Genomic DNA, 21,989 nt, shown 5'->3' on the forward strand with positions numbered 1-21,989 from the left:
TATTATATATAAAAAGCGGTATTTCTGTATTAGAAATACCGCTTTTTACTAGCTAATTTGTGCAACTGTTAATGCTGCAGCACGAATGTCTACAGTTCCAATTAACTGAACTGGCACAATTTGAATTAAGTCACCAGGATTTAAGTTAATAAGAATAACACCGCTGGATACGTCTACTTCACCAGTACCAATAACGTTAGAACGAACTGCTGTACCTGATCCAGGAATAATATTAGCTGGTGTATTTAATGATAAGAAGAAACGACCAGCTTCTGGTGCAACAGGTGAGTTATCAAGACTAATTGTTAATGTATAACTGATTTGATAAATACCAGCTCGTAGAATTCGAATGCCATCTCCGACACTTACTGTATCATTTATTACAGGAACAGTAATATTTGGGTTTGGACTTACGCTAGGTAATAATAGTGGTGTAAATAGTGAAGCAAACTGAGGTGCAGACGCGTTGAAAGCAAAACCAAAGGCAGGTAGTGTACTAGCTGGCTTCGCCTCGCAATCGATTTTAGTAAATTCGCAATCAGAAGAGAACATGTTTTTCACTCCTTTATCTGTTTCTACTTTCAGTTAATGAAAAGGACAGGTTCTATGTTCTAGACAAGTTCCCAATTTTAAGAAATTTACATAAGAATACTCTTTAAGCATGGATTGGGTGGCAGAATTATCTGCCACCCAATCCATGCTTAACTCATTATTTAGTTTTAAATAGAAACATCGCGTAAGCATTGAATAGCGCAGAAGCAACTTAAATCAACAGTAATGCAAGTGGAGGTTGATATTAGTCTTGCATTTGGTACAGCTAAAAACGTACAGATTGGGTCGTCACCAGGTGGTACAGCGGTACCATCACCTAAAACTACAGTTAATACACGCAATACAGCACAGTCATCATCATCTATACTTTCTACGCGGAAAATGGGAGAACGGCAGCTAGTAAGGCTTGAAGATGGTGCAAATGCTTCAAAAGGTTCTCCAGTTTTTGTGTATAAAATAAAAGGACGTGTATTCGCTACTGATGCATTGTTATGTGCACCTAAAAATGGAACTTCGCAACCAGATCCACATGTTGTCGTTGCACATTCTTGTAGTTCATGTATAAAACGAACAACATTCGATACACAGTTGAAATCACACTCATGTTGATGATCTTCATTACAATTGCAGCTCATTATGTTCACTCCTTCTCGTGAGTTCTGACATACACTATTACAATATGAGTGGAATATGGCTGATATTACGTTAATTCTCACGATAAAAACAAGGAATTTATATAGGAGGGATGTACATAACGTGATATAAAAAAAGACATCCTTATTTAGTGGATGTCTTTTCAGGTAAATCTTTTCGCACAGTATATAAAAAACGAGATATATCTAATTTCTTTCCTCTGAAAAATTGCGGAGAAGAAATATAAAGTTCTTCTTTCGCACGTGTAATGGCGACATACAGTAATCGGCGTTCTTCTTCTAACGCTTCAGAAGTTTCCGTAACACGATCATTTGCATCTTTTAAAGAAGAAGTATGAGGCAGGATTCCATCACTTGCTCCAAGTAAAAAGACACATGGAAATTCAAGGCCTTTTGCGTTATGGATTGACATAAGTGAAACGGCATCTTTTTGCGGCATTGTTTTTAATGCTTCCATTTCTTTTTGACCTTGAATCGCCTCGTCGATAAATTGTAAATAAGCTGGAATATCGGTGAAACGAGTTGCAGACTCCATTAATTCTTCCAACATTTCTTCTTGTATGTCTTTATGCATCGTAAAGGAAGAACGATCGTTACTTTGTAAGTACTCTAAATATTTTCCTTTACCATGAATGATTTCTTTTAATGCTTTTTTCGGTTCTAATTCTTTAATAAACTTAATAAAATCGATGCGCTCATTTACCTTTTTCACTTGAAAAGGTTTTAAGCTTGGATTTAATAGTAAGAAATGAAGAAGAGAAGGGAAGCGTCCCTCACCATATTTCCATTGTTCACGTTCAATAAATGAAATACAATCATCACGTCCGATATACATCGTCGGCAATATGTTTGAAAGTGATTCTAGTCGAAACGGCTCAATCACGAGTCTTAAATGATCTAATACAGGCTTGATTAAAGAATGTTCATAAAATGATTGGCTCGCCCCGTGTTTAATAAACGGGATTTTATGAATGGTAAGCTGATCAAGTAACGAACGACTTACAGAATGTGTGCGATACAGTAAACAAAAATCTTTAAAGTTACGTTCACCACTCTCTACTTTTTCTTGAATAAGCTGCAAAATTTGATTTGCTTCGTCAAGAGTCGTAGCAGGTCTTGCATAAAAAGGTTGTACACCTTCCTCACGAACAGAGTATAGCTCTTTATCAAAACGTTCTTGATTTAATTTTATAACTTCATTTCCAAGCCCGACGATAAAGGGATTGGATCGATAATTCGTATTTAGTGCAATGATTGTTGTGTTATCAAATTCTTTGGGAAAAGATAAAATAATTTGGTGACTTGCTCCTCGCCAGCCGTATATCGCCTGGTCGTCATCACCTGCGATAAATAAATTATTTCTTGGCGTGGCTAACAATTTTACGATTTCATATTGTGCATACGATGTATCTTGAAACTCATCTACTTCAATGTAGTGAAACCGTTGTTGTAATTGAGTTAGTAAAGGAGCATTATTTTCTAACATATAATATGTTTCCAATAAGATGTCATCGAAATCAATATAATTGTATCTTTGTTTTACCTCTTCAAAACGTTCGTATACTTCTTTAAATTCTTGTTCGACTGGTGTTTTCGCTTTTACATCTTTCGGACGATTTAATTTGTTTTTCTCAAGTGAAATCATCGCGAGCATCGTTTCCGCATCATAATCGTCTTTTAAACGCAATTCTTTTAAGATTTTCTTTATCATAATTTGTTTATGTTTTTCATTTGCTAAAATTTGCTGATTATACCCTTGGCTACGAAGCAATTTTAAGAAAACAGAGTGGAATGTACCAGCAACTACGTAGCTACTTGCTGCATGATTCATGCCTGGTAACTTCGCAACACGACTTCGTATTTCTTCAGCTGCTTTTTGTGTAAATGTAAGTAATAAAATATTTCGTGGATGAACTTGTTTTACATTTACTAAATAACCAACGCGAGTTGTTAAAACAGATGTTTTCCCGCTTCCGGCACCAGCTAGTGTAAGAACAGGACCTTCTGTTGTGCGCACGGCTTCTAATTGTTTTTCGTTTAAAAAAACATTTTGTTGTTCAAGAGCGCGGAAATAAGCCGCATCTACATCTTCTTCCATAATTAAATGGGTAGATGTTTTCGGAATATGATATGTCGCACGCGGAATATCAGCGTGTGTTAACGATTTTTGTGAAAATTTTTCTTGTGTCATATGTTCACCTTCAAAACTATAGCATCAACATTTAACTTTAGCGGAAGAAAAAGAAAATAGCAATGTAAAAAAACAGGAGGGGTCACCTCCTGCTTTCAAATTACAATTCTTTTATCATTACGACGTGCGGGATATTTGCTTCCATAAATACATCAGAACTTGTTACATATCCAAGTTTTTTATAGAAATCTTCAGCATGTGTTTGAGCGTGAAGTTTCAATTTTGGTAGCGAATTTTCTTTTGCATACGCTTCAAGCGAATCCATAACAATTTTTCCAATCCCTTTTTTGCGATGGGAATTTAGCACGCAAATGCGTTCCATTTTTCCTATACCATCAAGGATGCGAAAACGTCCAGCACCAACTGGAACATCATTGTCATATATAACAACGTGTGTTGAAGTTTCTTCAAACTCATCGTACTCTTCTTCAGCAGAGACACGTTGTTCATTTACAAACACTTGTTTACGTACAGAGAATGCATCTCTTAGTTGTTCGTCCGTTTGTACAATCTGTGCGTGCAAATTAGTTGTTCCCCTTTCCAAGACGGAATGTTTCGTGTACAGTCCATGTTCCATTTTCTAATTGATATAGAAGATGGAAACGATCAATTGGTTGTTCATAATAGAAATCTTTCATACGTAGTCGGCCCAATACATCAGCATGCTCTGCGTCTGATAAGCCTTGTCCGATTGTTAAATGAGGTACGAAAGCATATTCGCGTTCTTGCGTGAATAACCCGCCATGCATTTCTTCATTTAAGAAAGTAAGTTCAGGTGTTTTTTCTACTTTAAAGTAAAGGACGTTATTAACAGGTGCGAATGAACCAACTTTCCCAACATGAAGGGTGAAAGGGTTCGTTTTACTTGCGATTGTATGTAACTCGTTTACAATCGACTCTAATTGTTCATCTTGCGCCTCAAAGGGTGTTTTCAATGTAATATGTGGCGGAACTAATGCGTAGTGCGGGTCATAACGTTTACGCAATCCGTTCGCTTTATCTTGAATCATTTTAGATGGAAAAATTACAATGCCTAATTTCATGTTCCAATTCCTCCCTTTGTAAGTCTAGTTAGATTTTGAGATAAATAAATCTCTTTATCTATTATATCAAATTATTCTGAATACTGCTCTCTATTATTTCATTGATAGAATATGAGAGAAGGCTTTCGGTAAATCAGTCTGCCAATATTTCCAAGTATGATTGCCTCCAAATTCCTCGTAATGCGTGATGAAGTTTCTATCTGTAAGAAGCGTATTTAACTCACGGTTCGGCCCTACGAAATCAGATACTTGTCCATCAGTACGCTTTACAGCCGTTTCTTCTGTACCGATGACGTGATACAGTTCTAACGCCTGTGGATCTTTGAATTCTTTTGCTAAGTTCATCACTGTCTCATCCACAAATGGTGATTGCATAACGACTTTACCGAATGTATGCGGATACATAAGTGCAGTCATAAAGGAAACTGTTCCGCCAAGAGAATCACCAATTAAAACACGACCTTTTCCCATTTGATACGTTGGATAATTTTCATCAATATATGGTGCAAGTTCATGAGCAAGGAAACGAATATATGCAGCATTTTTCACTTCATTTGGGAAATATTTTTCTTTACGATCATGTACATTTTTATATGGAATACCGACAATAATTGTACGGTCAATTTCTTCGGTTTCACGAAGGCGCTCAATTACACGGTGCGCTTTACCGAGCTGAAAATAATCTCTACCATCTTGTGCAATTACAACTGTATGTTTGTGCAGTGGTGTGTAATTTACTGGTAAATAAACGAGAAGTGTAACATCTTCTTGAAGTGATGCGCTATAAAATGAAATTTCTTCAATTCTCCCTATTGTTTGACTCATGTAGATCCCCCTAAATAAAAATTTACTGTAACGATTGTAAGAGCGACGCTTGTAGTGAAAAGGAAAGAAATATTCACTAATTGGTGCCTTAATTTCTATTTTACCATAATGGTACGAAGAATCTAAAAAATTAGTATTTAAGTTACGAAAGAAAACGGATATAATGAAGTGGGATTTTTGACAGGTGAGAGGGGAGACAGGATTTGAAACAAGAAAAATCAATCGCACTACCATTGGCTATTTCTATAATTGCCATTTCCTTTGCAGCAGTTTTTGTAAAGATGTCCTCAGCACCATCTTCAATATTAAGTATGTACCGCTTATGGATTATCGTACTTATTATGCTGCCTATCGTATGGAAAAAAAGAGAGGAATTTAATAGGATTCAAATGAAAGATTGGGGCTTTTTAATTGGATCTGGTTTCTTTTTAGCACTTCATTTTCTTTTATGGTTTGAATCTTTAAAGCATACAACAGTTGCTAGTTCAACAATTATTTTGGCGCTTCAACCAATCGTATCTTTAGTTGGAGGTTTTTTTCTATTTAAAGAAAGAACAACATATTCAGCCATTGCAACGATGGGAATCGCTATTTTAGGAGTAATGTGCATTGGTTGGGGAGATTTAGGTTTAAGTAAGCAAGCAATTTATGGTGACATATTATCCTTTCTAAGTGTAATAGCGGTTGTCGGTTATTTATTTATCGGGCAAACGACAGTGAAGAAAGTATCGCACTGGATTTATAGCTTTACAGTCTTTGCGTTCGCAGGTCTTTTTATGGGGATTTATAATGTCATATTACAAGTACCCTTTACAGGTTATACGAAGTGGGATTGGACTGTTTTTCTTTTACTTGCGGTTGTGCCGACAGTGTCACATGTAATTAATAACTGGCTATTAAATTATGTAAATGCAACGACAATTTCAATGAGTATTTTAGGAGAACCTGTTGGAGCATCTATACTTGCGTTCTTCTTACTTGGAGAAAAATTAAATGCAATGCAAATTATCGGTAGCATGCTCGTATTGTTTGGTGTATCTGTTTTCTTACTGCAGCAACAAAAGCGAACAGCAAAAAATGTCGTAAATGAGCCGGTGTATACACAGGAATTATAGTGTTAGGGGAGAAAAGAGAAGTTGTGATACTTCTCTTTTTGTTTTATAGAAATACGGGTGTAGAAGGGGGAGGAAAATGGAAGAGATATTAAAGAAGTATATGAATGGATTTACAACACTAAGTGAAGAAGAGCAGCAAATGATCCTCAGTGAATTACAAATTGAAGAATATAAAAAAGGAACAGTGCTCCTAAGACAAGGAAATGTTCCGTTAAAATGTTATTTTGTATTAAAAGGATGCGTTAGGCAACATAGTATAGATGAAGCAGGGAAAGAAGTTACATCAAATTTTTATACAGAAGAACAGGCAATTTCGAATTTCAACCATCATAAACAAGATAAATCTTCATCATATACGTTAACGTGTTTAGAAGATTGTACTGTAGTTGTTGGTGATCTACATAGTGAAAAGGACATGTATAATAAGTATTCACAATTAGAAGAAATGACGCGTAAAATGATCGAGTACAATTTCGGTGAAGTACAAGATGAACTTGCTGTATTTATCTCATCGACACCAGAAGAGCGATATAAAACATTGTTACGAAAACGCCCGTATTTAATTCATCGCGTTCCACAATATCAGCTAGCAAGCTATCTTGGCATGACACCAGAATCATTAAGTAGAATTAAGAAACGGCTTAATTAGAGTGTTTACCACCTTTCAATAGTAGCCATATCGCAAGTCCTAATTCACCTGCAATCATAGGTAATTGGAATAGTGATTGTATGATTGAAATCATTGTATCGTATTGTGTAAACATTGTATTCATGACGTGAATTAGCATATAACCGGTAGCAGCAATGAACAGCAGTATACTAATAAACTTTGGTATCTGTTTAGAGAGAAAAGCTACATAGCCTAAAACGAAAAGATGCAATCCAAAAATGATCAGTCCTACAGACCAAATGTATTCGAATGCACTGAGAAACAACATTGTATATGTTTCTGGATTTGCAATTGTATTTTTTGAAAGCAATAATGCCAATATTAGATTGAATATAGCAATCCCAAGTATAGCTGTATACATAAGACGAAGTAAAGCGGCTAGTAATGAGAGGCTAGTATGAATTGGTTTTAGAAAGAAATAAAGAGCCCACGCGGCGACAATATCAGTGATAAAAATGATAATCCACCCAAAAACTTCCGCTTTGAAAAGTGAATTTGAAGTTTGGATATTATGGAATGTTGTACTCGCATCTCCTTGTATAACGAGATTTCCATGAACAAAACCGTAAGAAAAAAATGCAATGAATGCCATAACAAGAAGAGATGTGCTAGCAAATAAGGCGTACTTTCGTTCAGTCATAATACGTCCTCCTTTTCTAATATTGTTTTCATTGTAATAGGGAAGAGGAGGAGATTCATTGACTTAAATCAAGAGAGGGAAAGTTTAGTGGAATTTCCATCAAAAAAAGATGTATGGTTATATCCAAGTTTTTTATTAATCTTGTAAAAAGTAAAAACTCAAATATTGAAATCAAGTAAAAGAGTGGCTATGAAGCCACTCTTTTACTTTGGATTTGTCATATAAGGTTGTACATGAATGACACATAGGTCACGAAATTTGCCTTCAGCAGTTGTGACAATTACGACTGCTTTACCTGCACTTTTTCCAGTAATCGTCACGGTGTCACCTTTTGGATATATGGTGATGATATCAGAATTCATATTTGACCAAATAAGCTCTTTATTCGTTGCTTGTATTGGTAAAATGGAAGCTGATAACACAATGTTTTGTCCTGTTTTTATTTTTAATTTATGTTTTTCCATATGAACACCGATGACTGAAATAACAGAAGGAGCAATTGAAATTTTAGGCGGGTTAGGTTGCATGTTTAAACAAGACGCAGAAGTATTTGTGATAGGTGAAAATTTTCGTGTTTGTTGTTGCTGGAAAGCTGCTAACATGTTGGAGTCCCCTTTCTGTATAAGTGCTGATACTCATACTATAAAGGAGTAGTGTTATGTTAAATTTAACGAAACATAAAGAATTTGTTAAATTTGATAAGAAGATTGTCGAACTGTAAAAAATCTCTGCTGTTATGATAACAGCAGAGGTTTTTTTATAAATTATGACGATGTTGTTTTTCGAAATCCTCAAATTGCTCTTTAACTTCTTTTGAAGGTTGTGTTAGTAAACTAACAATTACGATGGCTAGTAAACTAATAGCGAAACCTGGAATCATTTCATATAAGAAATCTTTTAAGAATTTGAATTGAGTCCACATAATAACAGTAGCGGCACCAGAAATCATACCGGCAAGTGCGCCCCACTTCGTCATACGTTTCCAATATAAGCTTAATAAAATAGCAGGTCCGAATGAAGAACCAAATCCAGCCCAAGCGTATCCAACAAGAGCTAAAATCGTATCATTTTGTTTAAACGCTAATGCGCACCCAACTAATGCAATAACAAGTACAGCCATACGACCGACAAATACAAGTTCTTTATCAGATGCAGAACGTTTGAAGAATGTACGATATAAATCTTCCGTTACAGCACTAGAAGTAACGAGTAGCTGTGATGAAATTGTACTCATAATCGCTGCTAGAATGGCTGCTAATAAAAATCCAGTAATAAGTGGATGGAATAAAATTTTCCCAAGTTCAAGGAAAATTGTTTCTGGGTTAGATAATGTTAACTCTTGTTGTGAATAGTAAGCAATACCGATAAGACCAGTAAACATAGCTCCGACAACAGAGAAAATCATCCAGCTCATACCAATTCTTCGTGCGCTTTTCAGTTCTTTTACGGACGAAATCGCCATAAAGCGTACGATAATATGAGGTTGTCCAACATAACCAAGCCCCCATGCGAATAAAGAAATCATTCCTAAAGTAGAGGCCCCTTTAAAAATATCTAAACGTGTTGGATCTACAGAGCGGATTGTATCAAATGCAGGTCCAAGTCCATTCGAATTCATAATTGTTACGATAGGAACAAGAATAAGAGCAACTACCATAATGATTCCTTGCACGAAGTCTGTCCAACTTACTGCTAAGAAACCACCAAATAATGTGTAAGCGACAACAACGCCAGCTACAATGAATAATCCAACATGATAGTTCATGCCAAATGAATTTTCAAATAATACAGCGCCTGAAACTAATCCTGAAGCTACATAGAAAGTAAAGAAAATCATAATAACAAGTCCAGATACTAAACGTAGCATATGAGATTTGTCGTGGAAACGGTGTTCCAAAAATTCTGGGATAGTAATAGAGTTATTTGCAATTTCTGAGTAGGTACGTAAGCGAGGAGCGACATAAAGCCAGTTTGCGTATGCGCCTAGTGTTAGGCCGATCGCAATCCAACTACTACTTAATCCAACGCTAAACATTGCACCGGGTAACCCCATTAAAAGCCAACCACTCATATCGGATGCTCCAGCACTTAATGCTGTTACTGCGGGGCCTAGTGTACGCCCGCCAAGCATATAATCTGTTAAGTTGGACGTTCGTTTATAGGCGAAATAGCCAATGACTAACATCCCGAGCATGTAAATTGAGATAGAAGTTAAAGTTAACATCTGCGTACTCATGTAGTTCCCCTTCCTTTTGTCATGTCTTTTGATGCGTTATGCATATTTATCCCGCATAAACGGGCAGTAAAACTCCCACCTTAAAATTGGCTGGGCAAGGAAATTAGGTGGGAGATCAACTGCCCGTAAATGCCCGATTGGTTCAACTAATAATCAGTGGGGAGAACAAAACCCTCACTGATTAAAGTTTCACTTTATAATCTATCATGATTATTCTGAAAAATCCATATAGAAATACGAATTTTCAGAAATGTAAGCGTTTTTTGATGTCATTTTACTTTTTTAATATATAATATTCATACAAAAAACCTTATTTTTAATAGAGTATTTATTATATTTACATAAAAAGAGGTTGTTTTGTCAATATAATATTGAAAGGAAAGAAAAATAAAATTTTTGGAAAAGTATTGACTTGTGAAAAAAGTTAGGTCTATAATGAGTGCAACTTAAAAAAATGCAAGCGTTGATGAAGAAGAGTACACATGATGAACATGTCAGAGAGCTGATGGTTGGTGCGAATCAGTATGGAATTGATGTGGAATGGGCTTCGGAGCTTCCAAACCGAAACGAAAGAAGTAGGCTTTGGCGACATGATCTCATCGATACAAGAGACACGTATTGTTTTTGATACGGTAAAGTGCGTTACAGTTGTAACGAATTAAGGTGGCACCACGGGAGTACCCGTCCTTTCTATAGGATGAGTACTCCCTTTTTGTGTATAAAAAATTAAATAAGTGAAATCGTTTAAGTAAGAAGAGTACGTATATTGGAGACGTTACAGAGAGCCGGGAATAGGTGGGAGCCCGGTACGGTGCCATATACGGAATGGGCTTACGAGAGGTATGCTGAACAATTATTTTCAGTAGGCAACCCGGGTTCCGCCTTTACAAGGATAAGGTATAAATTTTGTACCTGAACAAAGCGGGATGCTTTTGCATCCAACACGAGGTGGTACCGCGGTATATTTATCGTCCTCTACATATTTTCGATATGTAGAGGACTTTTTTATTTTTCAGGGCGAGGTGAAGGACATGATGACGAAAGAAGAATTTATAAAACAAAAAAGAGAGAGAAAGACATTTTTAGTAATCACTGAAGAAGAAGGAGATAGCATTACGCCAATTTCTTTATATAGACGTATGAAAGGGAAGAAGAAATTCTTATTAGAAAGTTCACAGCTTCATCAAGATAAAGGGCGTTATTCTTACTTAGGATGTAATCCTTATGGAGAAGTGAAAAGCGTTGGTACGGAAGTGGAACGAACGATTTACGGCCGGTCAGAAAAGTTGCAAAGTAACGTACTTCAAGTGTTAGAAGAAGTGATCGCGTCAGCTCAAGTAGAGAGTCCGTTTCCATTTTGCGGGGGAGCAGTTGGTTATATTGGATATGACGTCATTCGGCAGTATGAAAACATTGGAGCGGATTTACACGACCCATTAAATATTCCGGAAGTACACCTTTTACTATATCGTGAGTTTATCGTTTACGATCATTTACGCCAAAATTTGTCGTTTGTATATGTATGCAGGCAAGATGATTCAGCAGATTATGAAGAAGTATACGAAAGGCTACGAGTATACAAAGAGGAAGTGCTACAAGGAGAAGAAGCTGAAGTAAATACAATACAATCCCCATTATCATTCACTTCTTCTATAACGGAAAAAGAGTTTTGTGAGATGGTAGAAATGGCGAAAGAATATATAAGAGCGGGAGACATATTCCAAGTTGTACTGTCACAGCGTTTACAAAGTGAATGTATTGGTGATCCATTCGCGTTATATCGAAAACTTCGAATTGCAAATCCATCACCATATATGTTCTATATCGATTTTCAAGATTATGTTGTACTCGGTTCCTCGCCGGAAAGTTTACTATCAGTAAGGGAGGATAAAGTGATGACGAATCCAATTGCTGGTACAAGGCCGAGGGGGAAAACGAAGAGGGAAGATGAGGAAATCGCAAAAGAACTGTTAGGCAATGAGAAAGAGCGAGCAGAGCATATGATGCTTGTAGATCTTGGGCGAAACGATATTGGTAGAGTGAGTGAAATCGGCTCGGTTACGATAGATAAATATATGAAAGTAGAAAAATATTCTCACGTTATGCACATTGTATCCGAAGTTTACGGAACATTGCAAAAACAAATGGGCGGATTTGATGCGTTAGCGTATTGCTTACCAGCAGGGACGGTTTCTGGAGCTCCGAAAATTAGAGCGATGGAAATTATAAATGAACTAGAAAATGAAAAAAGAAATGTATACGCTGGTGCAGTTGGATACGTTAGTTTTTCAGGAAATCTTGATATGGCGCTCGCCATTCGAACGATGGTCGTAAAGGATGAAAAAGCATATGTTCAGGCAGGAGCAGGAGTCGTTTACGATTCAGATCCAGTAGCTGAATATGAAGAAACATTAAATAAAGCGAGAGCGCTTTTGGAGGTAATGAAATGATTGTACTTATCGATAATTACGATTCGTTCACATATAACTTGTATCAACTGTTAGGCGAACATGAAGAAGAAATTGTAGTTGTAAGAAATGATGAAATAACGATAGAACAGTTAGAAGAGGTGAATCCAAGAGGAATTGTACTTTCACCAGGACCAGGAAAACCAGAGGATGCTGGCATTTGTATCGACGTCATCCGTCATTTTTATAAGAACGTTCCCATATTAGGGATTTGTCTTGGCCACCAAGCGATCATAGCTGCATTTGGAGGAGACATTGTTAGAGCAGAATGTATTAAACATGGAAAAACATCGCGTGTGAAACATAACGGAACGTCAATCTTTTCATACGCTACCCAGCCGCTAACGGCAATGCGCTATCATTCCCTTGTTGCAGAGCAAACGAGCTTGCCAGAGTGTTTTGACATATTAGCGACAGCGATGGACGACGGAGAGATAATGGCAGTCCGTCACAATTATTATCCGCTCTTCGGATTACAGTTTCATCCAGAATCAATCGCAACAGAAGAAGGCGGAAAGTTAATACGTGCCTTTTTAACAGAAATAAAAGAGGAGGAAAGAGTATGAATAACTATCTTCGTAAATTAGTGGAGGGTCAACATTTAACAGAAGAGGAAATGTATAAAGCAGGACTACTTTTATTAAGTGAAAACATATTAGAAAGTGAAATTGCAGCTTTCTTAGTCTTACTGAAAGCGAAAGGTGAAACTGCAGAAGAAATATACGGTCTCGTTCGAGCTCTTCGCGAAAAGGCATTGCCGTTTTCGAACCATATACAAGGAGCAATGGACAATTGCGGGACGGGTGGTGACGGTGCTCAAACGTTTAATATTAGCACAACATCAGCATTCGTACTGGCAGGAGCAGGTGTAAAGGTTGCAAAACATGGTAATCGTGCTGTTTCTAGTAAAACAGGAAGTGCAGACTTATTAGAAGAACTAGGTGTAAATATTAGTAGTACGCCAAACGAAATTGATTATTTACTAGAGCATGTGGGCATTGCATTTTTATTTGCACCAGTGATGCATCCAGCACTAAGGCGCATTATGAAAATAAGAAAAGAGTTAAACGTGCCGACGATCTTTAATTTAATTGGTCCTTTAACAAATCCAGTGAATTTAGAAACACAATTTGTCGGTATTTATAAACGAGATATGTTATTACCAGTTGCAGAAGTATTACAAAAGTTAGGCCGGAAACAAGCGCTTGTCGTAAATGGAAGTGGTTTTTTAGATGAAGCGTCATTACAAGGGGAAAATCACGTAGTCCTTTTAAAAGATAATGAAATAGTAGAAATGAGTATTGATCCAGAAAAGTATGGTTTTTCAAGAGTGAAAAATGAAGAAATTAGAGGGGGGAATTCAAAAGAAAATGCAAAGATTACGCTTGAAGTATTGAGCGGAGAAAAGAGTGTTTATCGTGATACAGTTTTATTAAATGCAGGTCTAGCTCTTTTCGCAAATGGAAAAACGGAAACGATTGAAGAAGGAATTAAACTCGCGGCACATAGCATTGACTCTGGAAAAGCATTAACCAAATTAAACTTATTAATTGCAGCAAGCAATGAAAAATTAGAAAGGGTGAACTAAAGTGGGGACGATTTTAGATGAAATTGTAGAACAGAAGCAAAGGGAAGTTGCGGAGTTGTATGAAATATATACACCAGTAAAAACAAAAAGAAAGACACATTCACTTGTAGAAGCGTTACAGCAGTTTACTGTCATTGCAGAAGTAAAGCGAGCATCACCATCAAAAGGAGATATCAATTTACACGTTGACGTACGAAAACAAGTGGGAACATATGAGAAATGTGGTGCAGGAGCAGTATCTGTTTTAACAGATGGTCAATTTTTTAAAGGGTCGTTTCACGATTTACAAACAGCAAGAGAAGAAAGTAACATTCCGCTTTTATGTAAAGATTTCATAATCGATAAGATTCAAATTGATAGAGCATATGAAGCGGGAGCAGATATTATCTTACTAATTGTAGCAGCGTTAACGAAAGAGAAGTTAAAAGAGTTGTATAGCTACGTGTTAGAAAAAGGATTGGAAGCGATTGTTGAAGTTCATGATGAACAGGAATTAGAAACTGCGATTGTATTAAATCCGCACGTTATTGGCATTAATAATCGTAATTTAAAAACGTTCGAAGTAGATTTAAGCCAAACGGAAAAGCTTGGAAAAAGATTGAATGAGGAGAAACTACTTTGGATTAGTGAAAGTGGCATTCATTCAAAAGAAGATATTATTCGTGTTAAAAGAGCTGGGGCCAAAGGTGTATTAGTTGGAGAGGCGCTTATGACATCATCTTCTATTAGTAGTTTTTTTGAAGATTGTAAGGTGAATATATGAAAGTGAAAATTTGCGGCATCACTGATGTGGAAACAGCGAAAAGTGCGTGCGAATACGGCGCAGATGCACTCGGATTTGTTTTTGCAGAAAGTAAACGGAAAATCACTCCAAAGAGAGCGAAAGAAATCATTCAGGAGCTTCCAGCCAACGTGTTAAAAATTGGTGTTTTCGTAAATGAATCAGTAGAAGTGATCCGGAAAATTGCAGATGAGTGTGGGTTAACACATGTACAACTACATGGGGATGAAGACAATCATCAAATTAGAAGATTGAATATTCCGTCTATAAAGTCGCTAGGAGTAACTTCAGATAGTGATATGAAAAACGCTCAAAGGTATGAAACGGATTATATATTATTTGATAGCCCGAAAGAAAAGTTTCATGGAGGAAATGGAAAGACATTTTCATGGGAACTACTTGGGCATATGCCAAAAGAATTGCGAAAGAAAACGATATTAGCTGGTGGATTAAACGCTCTTAATATAGAAGAAGCAATTCGAACTGTTCGGCCTTATATGGTCGATGTGAGCAGCGGAGTAGAGACAGAAGGAAAGAAAGATGTAGAGAAAATAAAACAATTTATTATAAAAGCAAAGGAGTGTTCCAAATGAACTACGCATATCCAGATGAAAAAGGACATTACGGTATATACGGAGGACGATACGTTCCAGAAACGTTAATGCAATCTGTACTAGAACTAGAAGAAGCATATAAAGAAGCGATGCAAGATGAAGCATTTCAAAAGGAATTAAATCATTATTTAAAAACGTACGTCGGAAGAGAAACACCGCTTTATTTCGCTGAAAATCTGACGAAGTATTGCGGAGGTGCAAAGATTTATTTAAAACGTGAAGATTTGAATCATACAGGAGCTCATAAAATTAACAATACAATCGGTCAGGCACTACTTGCAGTGCGAATGGGCAAGAAAAAAGTTGTCGCTGAAACAGGAGCTGGACAACACGGAGTTGCAACAGCTACTGTATGTGCTCTTCTCGGATTAAAATGCGTCATTTTTATGGGAGAAGAAGATGTAAGACGTCAAAAATTAAATGTGTTCCGAATGGAATTACTCGGAGCGAAAGTAGAAAGTGTAGCGGCAGGTAGTGGTACATTAAAAGATGCGGTAAACGAGGCGCTTCGTTACTGGGTTTCACATGTGCATGATACGCACTACATTATGGGATCTGTTCTCGGACCACATCCATTCCCGCAAATTGTACGTGATTTCCAAAGTGTAATTGGAAATGAAACGAAAAAACAATATGAGGCGTTAGAAGGAAAGTTACCAGAAGCAGTCGTTGCTTGTATTGGCGGTGGCAGTAACGCGATGGGGATGTTTTATCCGTTCGTACATGATGAAGAAGTTGCTCTTTACGGCGTAGAAGCAGCTGGAAAAGGCGTTCATACAGAAAAGCATGCAGCAACTTTAACGAAAGGAAGCGTTGGTGTTCTCCACGGATCAATGATGTATCTTCTGCAAAACGAAGAAGGACAAATTCAAGAAGCACACTCTATTTCAGCAGGACTTGATTATCCAGGTGTTGGTCCAGAACATAGCTTGCTAAAAGATATTGGCCGCGTTTCTTATCATTCGATAACAGACGAAGAAGCATTAGAAGCATTTCAATTATTAACGAAAAAAGAAGGCATTATCCCGGCGTTAGAAAGCTCGCATGCTGTCGCATACGCATTAAAATTAGCGCCGCAAATGAAGAAAGATGAAGGGCTTGTCATTTGTTTATCTGGCCGCGGTGATAAAGATGTAGAGAGTATAAAACGTTATATGGAAGAGGTGTAAAAAATGGGAGTAGAAAAAATTAAAGCAGCGTTTGAAAATGGAAAGAAAGCATTTATTCCGTACGTAATGGGCGGAGATGGCGGCTTTGAAAAATTAAAAGAAAGAATTCGTTTTCTTGATGAAGCAGGAGCGAGCATCGTTGAAATCGGCATTCCTTTTTCGGATCCAGTCGCAGACGGTCCAACGATTCAAAGAGCAGGGAAACGAGCGCTAGATAGCGGCGTAACAGTAAAAGGTATTTTTCAAGCATTAATAGAGGTAAGGAAAGAAGTGCAAATTCCGTTTGTACTCATGACATATTTAAATCCGGTACTTGCATTCGGAAAAGAGAGATTCATTGAGAACTGTATAGAAGCAGGTGTAGACGGCATCATCGTTCCAGACTTACCGTATGAAGAACAAAATATTATTGCGTCGTTACTTCGAGAGGTAAACATTGCGCTCATTCCACTCGTTACCGTAACGAGTCCTATTGAAAGAATTGAAAAAATTACGAGTGAATCAGAAGGGTTCGTTTATGCTGTTACAGTAGCGGGCGTAACGGGAGTACGTCAAAACTTTAAAGAGGAGATTCATAGTTACTTAGAAAAAGTAAAATCACACGTCAACTTACCAGTAGTCGCTGGATTCGGCATCTCAACAAAAGAACATGTAGAAGAAATGGTTACAATATGCGACGGAGTTGTCGTTGGAAGTAAGGTCATTGAGCTTTTAGAAAATGAAAAGCGAGAAGAAATATGTGAATTAATATATGCAACAAAACAAAAAGAAGAGGCGTAGTCTCTTCTTTTTGTTTTGCGTAATAAATGTTAAAATATACAGAAAATACATATAATTCAGAGGAGGAGAAGGCATGCTAAGACGTAAATTACTATATCTATTTTTAACTGTACCATTATACGCTTGGCTTATTAGCATGACGAAAATAGAGTTAATGGCTCTATTTTTAGGGTATGTATTCATCTTTTCTAACTTAAATCGCATTCAAGAACAGTCTATTTTAGAAATATGTCTATTTTCGATTAGTATAGAATTATTTAGTATCGTTTCGATTGTATTATTAAACGAATTATTTCTACGGATTCATTCATTTACATTAATGAAATTTTGGAATATTATATTGCAAGCAATATGTACTTACATTGTGTTTGTTGTGTTGAAAGAAATAGTCGGAAAGCAGACAGTTTTTCAGGATAATAGAAAATGGGAGTGAATGAAAAGGAGCCGTTTGGTTCCTTTTTTGAATCTGTTGTAAAAACAATTGAAAATTATAGCATCTGTTATATAATAGTTAAAAATTGTATTTTAAAAGAAATGAGATGATAACATGGCCATATTGTTGGCACTTATCCCAATTATGATGATTTTCATTTGTTTATTTTTATTTAAACAAACGTCATTAAGGTCCTCGTTAATTTCTTATGCTGTGTCTGTTGGAATCGTTTTACTCTCGCCAACGTTTCAATTAGGGATAAGTGAAACTGTGCACGCAACGATTAAAGGATGGTTAATTTGTTTTATTGTCGGGTACGTTTTATTTTTCGGTATTTTTTTATTTCACCTCATGAACAAAATGGGGTACATCGATCAAGTAGCACGTTTTCTAGAAGCAGTTACTCAGGATCGCTTATTACAAATGCTGCTTATGTGCTTTGGTATTTGCCCACTAATTGAATCGGTAAGTGGATTCGGTATTGGCTTCATGGTTGCAGCACCTATTTTTCTTTCATTAGGTTATAAACCATTCCAAGCTGTACTGCTCTCATTTATCGGCTTATTAGCTAGTTCATGGGGGGCAATGGCAACGGGTACGATTATCGGTTCCCAGCTTATCAATATGCCGCTTACAATACTTGGTACAAATACAGCGCTATTAAGTATCCCGATGTTTGCTTATTTCGTCATTCTTTCTTTACATGTTGTTGGCGGTTGGCAAGCGGTTATAGAAAAGTGGAAAGAAGGAGTAGGATTCTTTCTATTATTTTCTCTCGGAATCTATCTTTCTAATGCGTACGTAAGTGTTGAACTAGCCGGGATATTAAGTTCTATCGTTACGATTACATTTGGCTTTCTTATCATTAAATTAAAAGGAAAAAGTGGGCAAAATCTTATAACAGAACATGCGGCTGCAACGGAGAGAGAAGTATCCATTATAAAAATTATTAGCCCTTATATATTTCTAACAGTTTGTATTTTACTTTCTCGCCTCGTTCCTGCATTACATGACTTGTTCAGATCATATGCAGTCCTTGATTTGAAATCATACTCTTACAAATTAGAAATGCTGTATTCACCAGGATTTTGGCTCGGTATGACTTGCTTATTTACTATTATTTTCTTCCGCATCCCGTCTCATATTATTAAACAATCACTCTCACAAACGATCAAACAATGGATTCCTTTTGCGATTACGACGACAATGTTTATCGCCATTTCAGAACTAATGGGTGCATCAGGCATGCATTCATTACTCGCAAAGACAGCTGGTGATACATTTGGAACATTTTTCGTTTTCGTTGCGCCGTTTATTGGCGCTATTGGTGGATTTTTAACAGGTAGTAACGCAGGATCAAATGCAATGTTTATAAAACTACAAATGCAAACCGCACAAAACGTAGCACTCCCGTGGCAATATGTCACAACACTTCAAAATACCGCATCATCAGTAGCGACAATCGCTTGTCCATCACGGATTACACTAGGTGCTTACTTATGTAATATCCCTTACCGTGAAAATGAACTATTAAAGAAGACGACGTTAATGATCTTTGGTGCGGTTTTGCTTGTAGTGGTAGAGGTTATTGTTTGGTATATGTTGAGAAATTAAAAATCCTCCTAACATAGGAGGATTTTTTTTATGAATGGATAATGATTTAAATATGAATAGCTTCTACTAAATGAATAGGAGATGAAATGTATGCCCCTAAAAAACTACGGTGTGTTAAAAGGTACAGTTATACAATCAAAGATTGGAAAAGGGAAAACACCTCATTATCAAGTTCATTTACAGGGCGAGACAGGAGTAGATTATCGTATTGCAATTAACGTAAAGTCACAAAGTTATCCATCAGAAGTTTTATATTTTGCGAGTAACAATATTAAGTCAGAGGCGATTCATATTTTACCGACATTACCATTCGGTTTTACAGAAATAAAAAACAATGAACCGAAAGTAGCTTTAGATTATATAAGAGGAAATCTATTTGACTCAAATCAAATGATTCCTTTACCTCCCGAAAAAGCAGGAGCAGATAATGATTTAAATGAAAAAATAGAACGTTATATAAAGCGAGCGATAGAAGAAAAAGCAATTATTTACGCGTTTGGCGAAAGATGGGGACCAGAAGAAAATACACCAGATTCCTATTTTCATTTCAAACCAGGAAACGGTATACATGATATTCACATGAATCAAGGGAATGTAGAGAAATGGAAAGCTGATAATGGCATATGGCAAGACGGAGGAATACTCATTCACTTCGAGAAGGAAGAAGAATGGATTGGTATCTTTCTGGCATTCCAATCACAGTCATGGTGTACCGATGAAGAAGGGCATGCTCGTGTGCCTGTTGAGCATTGTGATTATAAGGGGAATAATTAATAAGAAGAGGGCGTTCAAAACGAACGCCCTCCTCTTATTTTATAAAACCCAAAACTTACAAGTGTAGAAATACAAGAGAAAAGCAGTGCTACACTAGAAAACGCAATGAGATACATATTATATTTCATCACTTTGCTAATTAGTTGGTTACTATCGTATTGGAACAGTCCCGCTATGATGTTGAATAAAAATAAAACGATAAACATGACGATAACCCCGTCTATTGATCCTTTAATGTCTGGTTTACTTAAAGCGATATGTGCGGAAATGCAAATGGCGATAAATAAAAATAACCAAAAGGAAGGATTCAATAAATTACCGATTGTAAATAAGCTTTTCAATAATACAAACGTCGACAAGAGCATGTTTTGGATCATTTCTATATTAATAGAAGTAGAAGCAATCGTTTTTTCGAGAGTTGTATTAAATAAAAAATATGATTCTGGTACGAAATAGCGCATTAAAAGGATTAGTGCAGTAATACCAGAAATAATAGGCCCAATGCCGATGAAGAAATTCCCAATTCGTTGATACACACTTTTTTGATTGTATTGATGTTGTACGTAGCCTAAAGCGCCTTGGCTTGTATCTGTTGGGAAGAACTGAGTCGTCACAATTTTATGACGGAACAGTACGCACATAATGGCATGTCCAAGTTCGTGAATCGGAACACCGATCCAAGCCGTTAATAGGAATCCTTTTCTTCCAAAAGCTCTCGACCAATACATGCGTGTGAGAGATTCTAAATAGCCTAATAGAAATCCAATTACAATGATAACGCCAATTAAAGATAATAATTGGATTACGCTTGTAAGGAGTATTTGAAAAATTGAGTTTACCAATTCCATTGCCAGTCATCCAATCTGTTAAAAATATTATTTATTCTGTTTCATAATAGCATTTTTTTTCAAGATTACTAGCACATATATTTTCTTTCGGAAGAAGGATTTCAGAATCTTTTTCTTGTAGTCATGTTTTATGTCCAAAGTCATATATTGAACTTGTAACACCCTATATGGTATATGCTTAAGGAGGGATAAGAGAATGAAATGTCCGTCATGTCATACAGAAAATGCAGCGGAGGCAAAGTTTTGCGGGAATTGTGGACATTCGTTAACGGAAGAAGTAGTGGCAAGTAGTGGCCAAGAAGAAGGGCCGGAACAAGCACGTGCGGCACAAGCAAAGGAAGCTCGGCCAAATGAAACGGTAGAGCAAGCGAAGCGGTTCGCGAGCGGCTATTTTCAATTTTTTAAACATGCATTACAAGCACCGACAGCGATTATGAAAAGCGGCGCTATTGAAGTGCGAAATGGAATTGTAAGTCTTGTTCTTATTTGTTTTTTAGGAGCATGTATTTTTTATAGAATGATGAGTGCAGCATCAGCAGTTACGAGAACATTTGCACCAGATATATCTACTCCCACGTTTTTTGGAGAATCTATAACGGTCTTTTTCTTTTTATTAATTTTAACTTTATTTGTCGGATTTATTATTTTTGTAAGTGGCAAGATGATGAAATCATCTTTTTCGTTTCTTGAAGTATTTGGTATATGGGGAACGATAGCGACGCCGGCTATTGTCATATTAGTCCTTTCTTTTCTTTTTAGTTTCTTATTAATCTTTTTCTTACCTATATTATTATCCGTAGCTGCAACTTATATAGGAATTAGTATAACTGTAGCCGTATTAAAGCTAGACAATGGCGGATTAGATCTCGTTTACACACTTATTATTGCAAATGTTTTAATTGGAATTGCAACGTTCATTGTACTTTGGTCTTACATTAGCACGATAATTCAAGCCTTAACAAAGGGAATAACTGGCTTCTAATGAAAAGGTGGTT

General features: G+C 36.6%; 23 protein-coding genes and 2 other annotated features. Of the genes, 13 read left to right on the plus strand and 10 right to left on the minus strand.

What is annotated here, in order from left to right; genetic code table 11:
• Window positions 1-48: 48 nt before the first annotated feature.
• The 6 genes from exsF to ACTFRU_RS09475 form a co-directional block, all read right to left on the minus strand.
• Window positions 49-552 carry an exosporium protein ExsF gene (gene exsF / locus ACTFRU_RS09450; RefSeq protein WP_000492939.1) on the minus strand — a complete coding sequence of 168 codons (504 nt, stop codon included), beginning with the start codon at window positions 550-552 and terminating at the stop codon, window positions 49-51.
• Between the two features lie 167 nt (window positions 553-719).
• A complete protein-coding gene (cotY, locus tag ACTFRU_RS09455; protein ID WP_001277719.1) occupies window positions 720-1,187 on the minus strand; it encodes a spore coat protein CotY in 468 nt (155 codons plus the stop codon).
• Between the two features lie 142 nt (window positions 1,188-1,329).
• Window positions 1,330-3,396 (minus strand): ATP-dependent helicase, encoded by a 2,067-nt coding sequence (locus ACTFRU_RS09460; protein ID WP_000191204.1) that lies wholly within the window; start codon window positions 3,394-3,396, stop codon window positions 1,330-1,332.
• A gap of 100 nt (window positions 3,397-3,496) precedes the next feature.
• Window positions 3,497-3,919: a GNAT family N-acetyltransferase gene (locus tag ACTFRU_RS09465; RefSeq protein WP_000543295.1), complete on the minus strand. Its 423-nt coding sequence runs from the start codon at window positions 3,917-3,919 to the stop codon at window positions 3,497-3,499.
• 1 nt (window position 3,920) lies between these two features.
• Complete coding sequence (locus ACTFRU_RS09470; RefSeq protein ID WP_000765862.1) at window positions 3,921-4,439, minus strand: YjcG family protein; 519 nt, start codon at window positions 4,437-4,439, stop codon at window positions 3,921-3,923.
• 93 nt (window positions 4,440-4,532) lie between these two features.
• On the minus strand, window positions 4,533-5,264 hold the full coding sequence (locus ACTFRU_RS09475; protein ID WP_000084014.1) for an alpha/beta hydrolase: 732 nt from the start codon (window positions 5,262-5,264) through the stop codon (window positions 4,533-4,535).
• A 203-nt stretch (window positions 5,265-5,467) separates the two neighbouring features.
• Here ACTFRU_RS09475 and ACTFRU_RS09480 point away from each other — a divergent pair, with 203 nt between their 5' ends.
• Window positions 5,468-6,379, plus strand: coding sequence for a DMT family transporter (locus ACTFRU_RS09480; RefSeq protein ID WP_000806939.1), 912 nt, complete (start codon window positions 5,468-5,470; stop codon window positions 6,377-6,379).
• 76 nt (window positions 6,380-6,455) lie between these two features.
• Window positions 6,456-7,028 (plus strand): Crp/Fnr family transcriptional regulator, encoded by a 573-nt coding sequence (locus ACTFRU_RS09485; protein WP_000391237.1) that lies wholly within the window; start codon window positions 6,456-6,458, stop codon window positions 7,026-7,028.
• Here ACTFRU_RS09485 and ACTFRU_RS09490 read toward each other — a convergent pair.
• The 3 genes from ACTFRU_RS09490 to putP form a co-directional block, all read right to left on the minus strand.
• Complete coding sequence (locus tag ACTFRU_RS09490; protein WP_006916783.1) at window positions 7,021-7,689, minus strand: DUF4386 domain-containing protein; 669 nt, start codon at window positions 7,687-7,689, stop codon at window positions 7,021-7,023. The two genes, ACTFRU_RS09485 and ACTFRU_RS09490, sit on opposite strands and share 8 nt — an antisense overlap.
• 203 nt (window positions 7,690-7,892) lie before the next feature.
• A complete protein-coding gene (locus ACTFRU_RS09495; protein ID WP_000878734.1) occupies window positions 7,893-8,291 on the minus strand; it encodes an Ig-like domain-containing protein in 399 nt (132 codons plus the stop codon).
• 155 nt (window positions 8,292-8,446) lie between these two features.
• Entirely contained in the window at window positions 8,447-9,925 is a 1,479-nt protein-coding gene (gene putP, locus ACTFRU_RS09500; RefSeq protein ID WP_163093155.1) for a sodium/proline symporter PutP, read from the minus strand.
• 454 nt (window positions 9,926-10,379) lie between these two features.
• Window positions 10,380-10,617 (plus strand) — a binding site (T-box leader).
• A 42-nt stretch (window positions 10,618-10,659) separates the two neighbouring features.
• Window positions 10,660-10,904 (plus strand) — a binding site (T-box leader).
• A gap of 52 nt (window positions 10,905-10,956) precedes the next feature.
• Here putP and trpE point away from each other — a divergent pair.
• The 10 genes from trpE (at window position 10,957) to ACTFRU_RS09550 (ending at window position 20,146) form a co-directional block, all read left to right on the plus strand.
• Window positions 10,957-12,375 carry an anthranilate synthase component I gene (gene trpE / locus ACTFRU_RS09505; protein ID WP_006916781.1) on the plus strand — a complete coding sequence of 473 codons (1,419 nt, stop codon included), beginning with the start codon at window positions 10,957-10,959 and terminating at the stop codon, window positions 12,373-12,375.
• On the plus strand, window positions 12,372-12,959 hold the full coding sequence (locus tag ACTFRU_RS09510) for an aminodeoxychorismate/anthranilate synthase component II (RefSeq protein WP_000636322.1): 588 nt from the start codon (window positions 12,372-12,374) through the stop codon (window positions 12,957-12,959). Before trpE ends, ACTFRU_RS09510 begins: the two co-directional genes overlap by 4 nt.
• Entirely contained in the window at window positions 12,956-13,981 is a 1,026-nt protein-coding gene (trpD, locus tag ACTFRU_RS09515; RefSeq protein ID WP_001067365.1) for an anthranilate phosphoribosyltransferase, read from the plus strand. Before ACTFRU_RS09510 ends, trpD begins: the two co-directional genes overlap by 4 nt.
• A gap of 1 nt (window position 13,982) precedes the next feature.
• Window positions 13,983-14,744: an indole-3-glycerol phosphate synthase TrpC gene (gene trpC, locus ACTFRU_RS09520; protein WP_000536678.1), complete on the plus strand. Its 762-nt coding sequence runs from the start codon at window positions 13,983-13,985 to the stop codon at window positions 14,742-14,744.
• Window positions 14,741-15,355, plus strand: coding sequence for a phosphoribosylanthranilate isomerase (locus tag ACTFRU_RS09525; protein WP_440037617.1), 615 nt, complete (start codon window positions 14,741-14,743; stop codon window positions 15,353-15,355). Before trpC ends, ACTFRU_RS09525 begins: the two co-directional genes overlap by 4 nt.
• Window positions 15,352-16,545 (plus strand): tryptophan synthase subunit beta, encoded by a 1,194-nt coding sequence (trpB, locus tag ACTFRU_RS09530; RefSeq protein WP_290102252.1) that lies wholly within the window; start codon window positions 15,352-15,354, stop codon window positions 16,543-16,545. The genes ACTFRU_RS09525 and trpB overlap by 4 nt, the downstream gene beginning before the upstream one ends.
• A gap of 3 nt (window positions 16,546-16,548) precedes the next feature.
• Window positions 16,549-17,325, plus strand: coding sequence for a tryptophan synthase subunit alpha (gene trpA / locus ACTFRU_RS09535; RefSeq protein WP_000537816.1), 777 nt, complete (start codon window positions 16,549-16,551; stop codon window positions 17,323-17,325).
• Between the two features lie 73 nt (window positions 17,326-17,398).
• The gene (locus ACTFRU_RS09540; protein WP_000946131.1) at window positions 17,399-17,758 is read left to right on the plus strand and encodes a DUF4029 domain-containing protein; all 360 of its coding nucleotides are present in this window, start codon (window positions 17,399-17,401) and stop codon (window positions 17,756-17,758) included.
• A 114-nt stretch (window positions 17,759-17,872) separates the two neighbouring features.
• Entirely contained in the window at window positions 17,873-19,372 is a 1,500-nt protein-coding gene (locus ACTFRU_RS09545; RefSeq protein ID WP_440037618.1) for an L-lactate permease, read from the plus strand.
• A 90-nt stretch (window positions 19,373-19,462) separates the two neighbouring features.
• Window positions 19,463-20,146 carry a DUF2278 family protein gene (locus ACTFRU_RS09550; RefSeq protein WP_016122115.1) on the plus strand — a complete coding sequence of 228 codons (684 nt, stop codon included), beginning with the start codon at window positions 19,463-19,465 and terminating at the stop codon, window positions 20,144-20,146.
• A gap of 14 nt (window positions 20,147-20,160) precedes the next feature.
• On the opposite strand, the gene ACTFRU_RS09555 is transcribed toward ACTFRU_RS09550, so the two are convergent.
• A complete protein-coding gene (locus ACTFRU_RS09555; protein ID WP_016122116.1) occupies window positions 20,161-20,994 on the minus strand; it encodes a hypothetical protein in 834 nt (277 codons plus the stop codon).
• A gap of 196 nt (window positions 20,995-21,190) precedes the next feature.
• Between ACTFRU_RS09555 and ACTFRU_RS09560 the strand changes: the two genes are divergently transcribed.
• Window positions 21,191-21,976, plus strand: a complete 786-nt coding sequence (locus ACTFRU_RS09560) for a zinc ribbon domain-containing protein (RefSeq protein ID WP_325863543.1) — start codon at window positions 21,191-21,193, stop codon at window positions 21,974-21,976.
• Window positions 21,977-21,989 lie beyond the last annotated feature (13 nt).

The sequence above is a fragment of the Bacillus cereus group sp. MYBK220-1 genome, assembly GCF_051916445.1.
In the GTDB taxonomy this organism is placed as follows: domain Bacteria; phylum Bacillota; class Bacilli; order Bacillales; family Bacillaceae_G; genus Bacillus_A; species Bacillus_A cereus.

Excerpts from the sequence above, each read along its gene's own strand:
- exsF (WP_000492939.1), bottom strand. The coding sequence starts at position 552 with ATGTTCTCTTCTGATTGCGAATTTACTAAAATCGATTGCGAGGCGAAG.
- cotY (WP_001277719.1), bottom strand. The coding sequence starts at position 1,187 with ATGAGCTGCAATTGTAATGAAGATCATCAACATGAGTGTGATTTCAAC.
- ACTFRU_RS09460 (WP_000191204.1), bottom strand. The coding sequence starts at position 3,396 with ATGACACAAGAAAAATTTTCACAAAAATCGTTAACACACGCTGATATT.
- ACTFRU_RS09470 (WP_000765862.1), bottom strand. The coding sequence starts at position 4,439 with ATGAAATTAGGCATTGTAATTTTTCCATCTAAAATGATTCAAGATAAA.
- ACTFRU_RS09475 (WP_000084014.1), bottom strand. The coding sequence starts at position 5,264 with ATGAGTCAAACAATAGGGAGAATTGAAGAAATTTCATTTTATAGCGCA.
- ACTFRU_RS09485 (WP_000391237.1), top strand. The coding sequence starts at position 6,456 with ATGGAAGAGATATTAAAGAAGTATATGAATGGATTTACAACACTAAGT.
- ACTFRU_RS09490 (WP_006916783.1), bottom strand. The coding sequence starts at position 7,689 with ATGACTGAACGAAAGTACGCCTTATTTGCTAGCACATCTCTTCTTGTT.
- ACTFRU_RS09495 (WP_000878734.1), bottom strand. The coding sequence starts at position 8,291 with ATGTTAGCAGCTTTCCAGCAACAACAAACACGAAAATTTTCACCTATC.
- putP (WP_163093155.1), bottom strand. The coding sequence starts at position 9,925 with ATGAGTACGCAGATGTTAACTTTAACTTCTATCTCAATTTACATGCTC.
- trpE (WP_006916781.1), top strand. The coding sequence starts at position 10,957 with ATGATGACGAAAGAAGAATTTATAAAACAAAAAAGAGAGAGAAAGACA.
- ACTFRU_RS09510 (WP_000636322.1), top strand. The coding sequence starts at position 12,372 with ATGATTGTACTTATCGATAATTACGATTCGTTCACATATAACTTGTAT.
- trpD (WP_001067365.1), top strand. The coding sequence starts at position 12,956 with ATGAATAACTATCTTCGTAAATTAGTGGAGGGTCAACATTTAACAGAA.
- ACTFRU_RS09525 (WP_440037617.1), top strand. The coding sequence starts at position 14,741 with ATGAAAGTGAAAATTTGCGGCATCACTGATGTGGAAACAGCGAAAAGT.
- trpB (WP_290102252.1), top strand. The coding sequence starts at position 15,352 with ATGAACTACGCATATCCAGATGAAAAAGGACATTACGGTATATACGGA.
- trpA (WP_000537816.1), top strand. The coding sequence starts at position 16,549 with ATGGGAGTAGAAAAAATTAAAGCAGCGTTTGAAAATGGAAAGAAAGCA.
- ACTFRU_RS09540 (WP_000946131.1), top strand. The coding sequence starts at position 17,399 with ATGCTAAGACGTAAATTACTATATCTATTTTTAACTGTACCATTATAC.
- ACTFRU_RS09545 (WP_440037618.1), top strand. The coding sequence starts at position 17,873 with ATGGCCATATTGTTGGCACTTATCCCAATTATGATGATTTTCATTTGT.
- ACTFRU_RS09550 (WP_016122115.1), top strand. The coding sequence starts at position 19,463 with ATGCCCCTAAAAAACTACGGTGTGTTAAAAGGTACAGTTATACAATCA.
- ACTFRU_RS09555 (WP_016122116.1), bottom strand. The coding sequence starts at position 20,994 with ATGGAATTGGTAAACTCAATTTTTCAAATACTCCTTACAAGCGTAATC.
- ACTFRU_RS09560 (WP_325863543.1), top strand. The coding sequence starts at position 21,191 with ATGAAATGTCCGTCATGTCATACAGAAAATGCAGCGGAGGCAAAGTTT.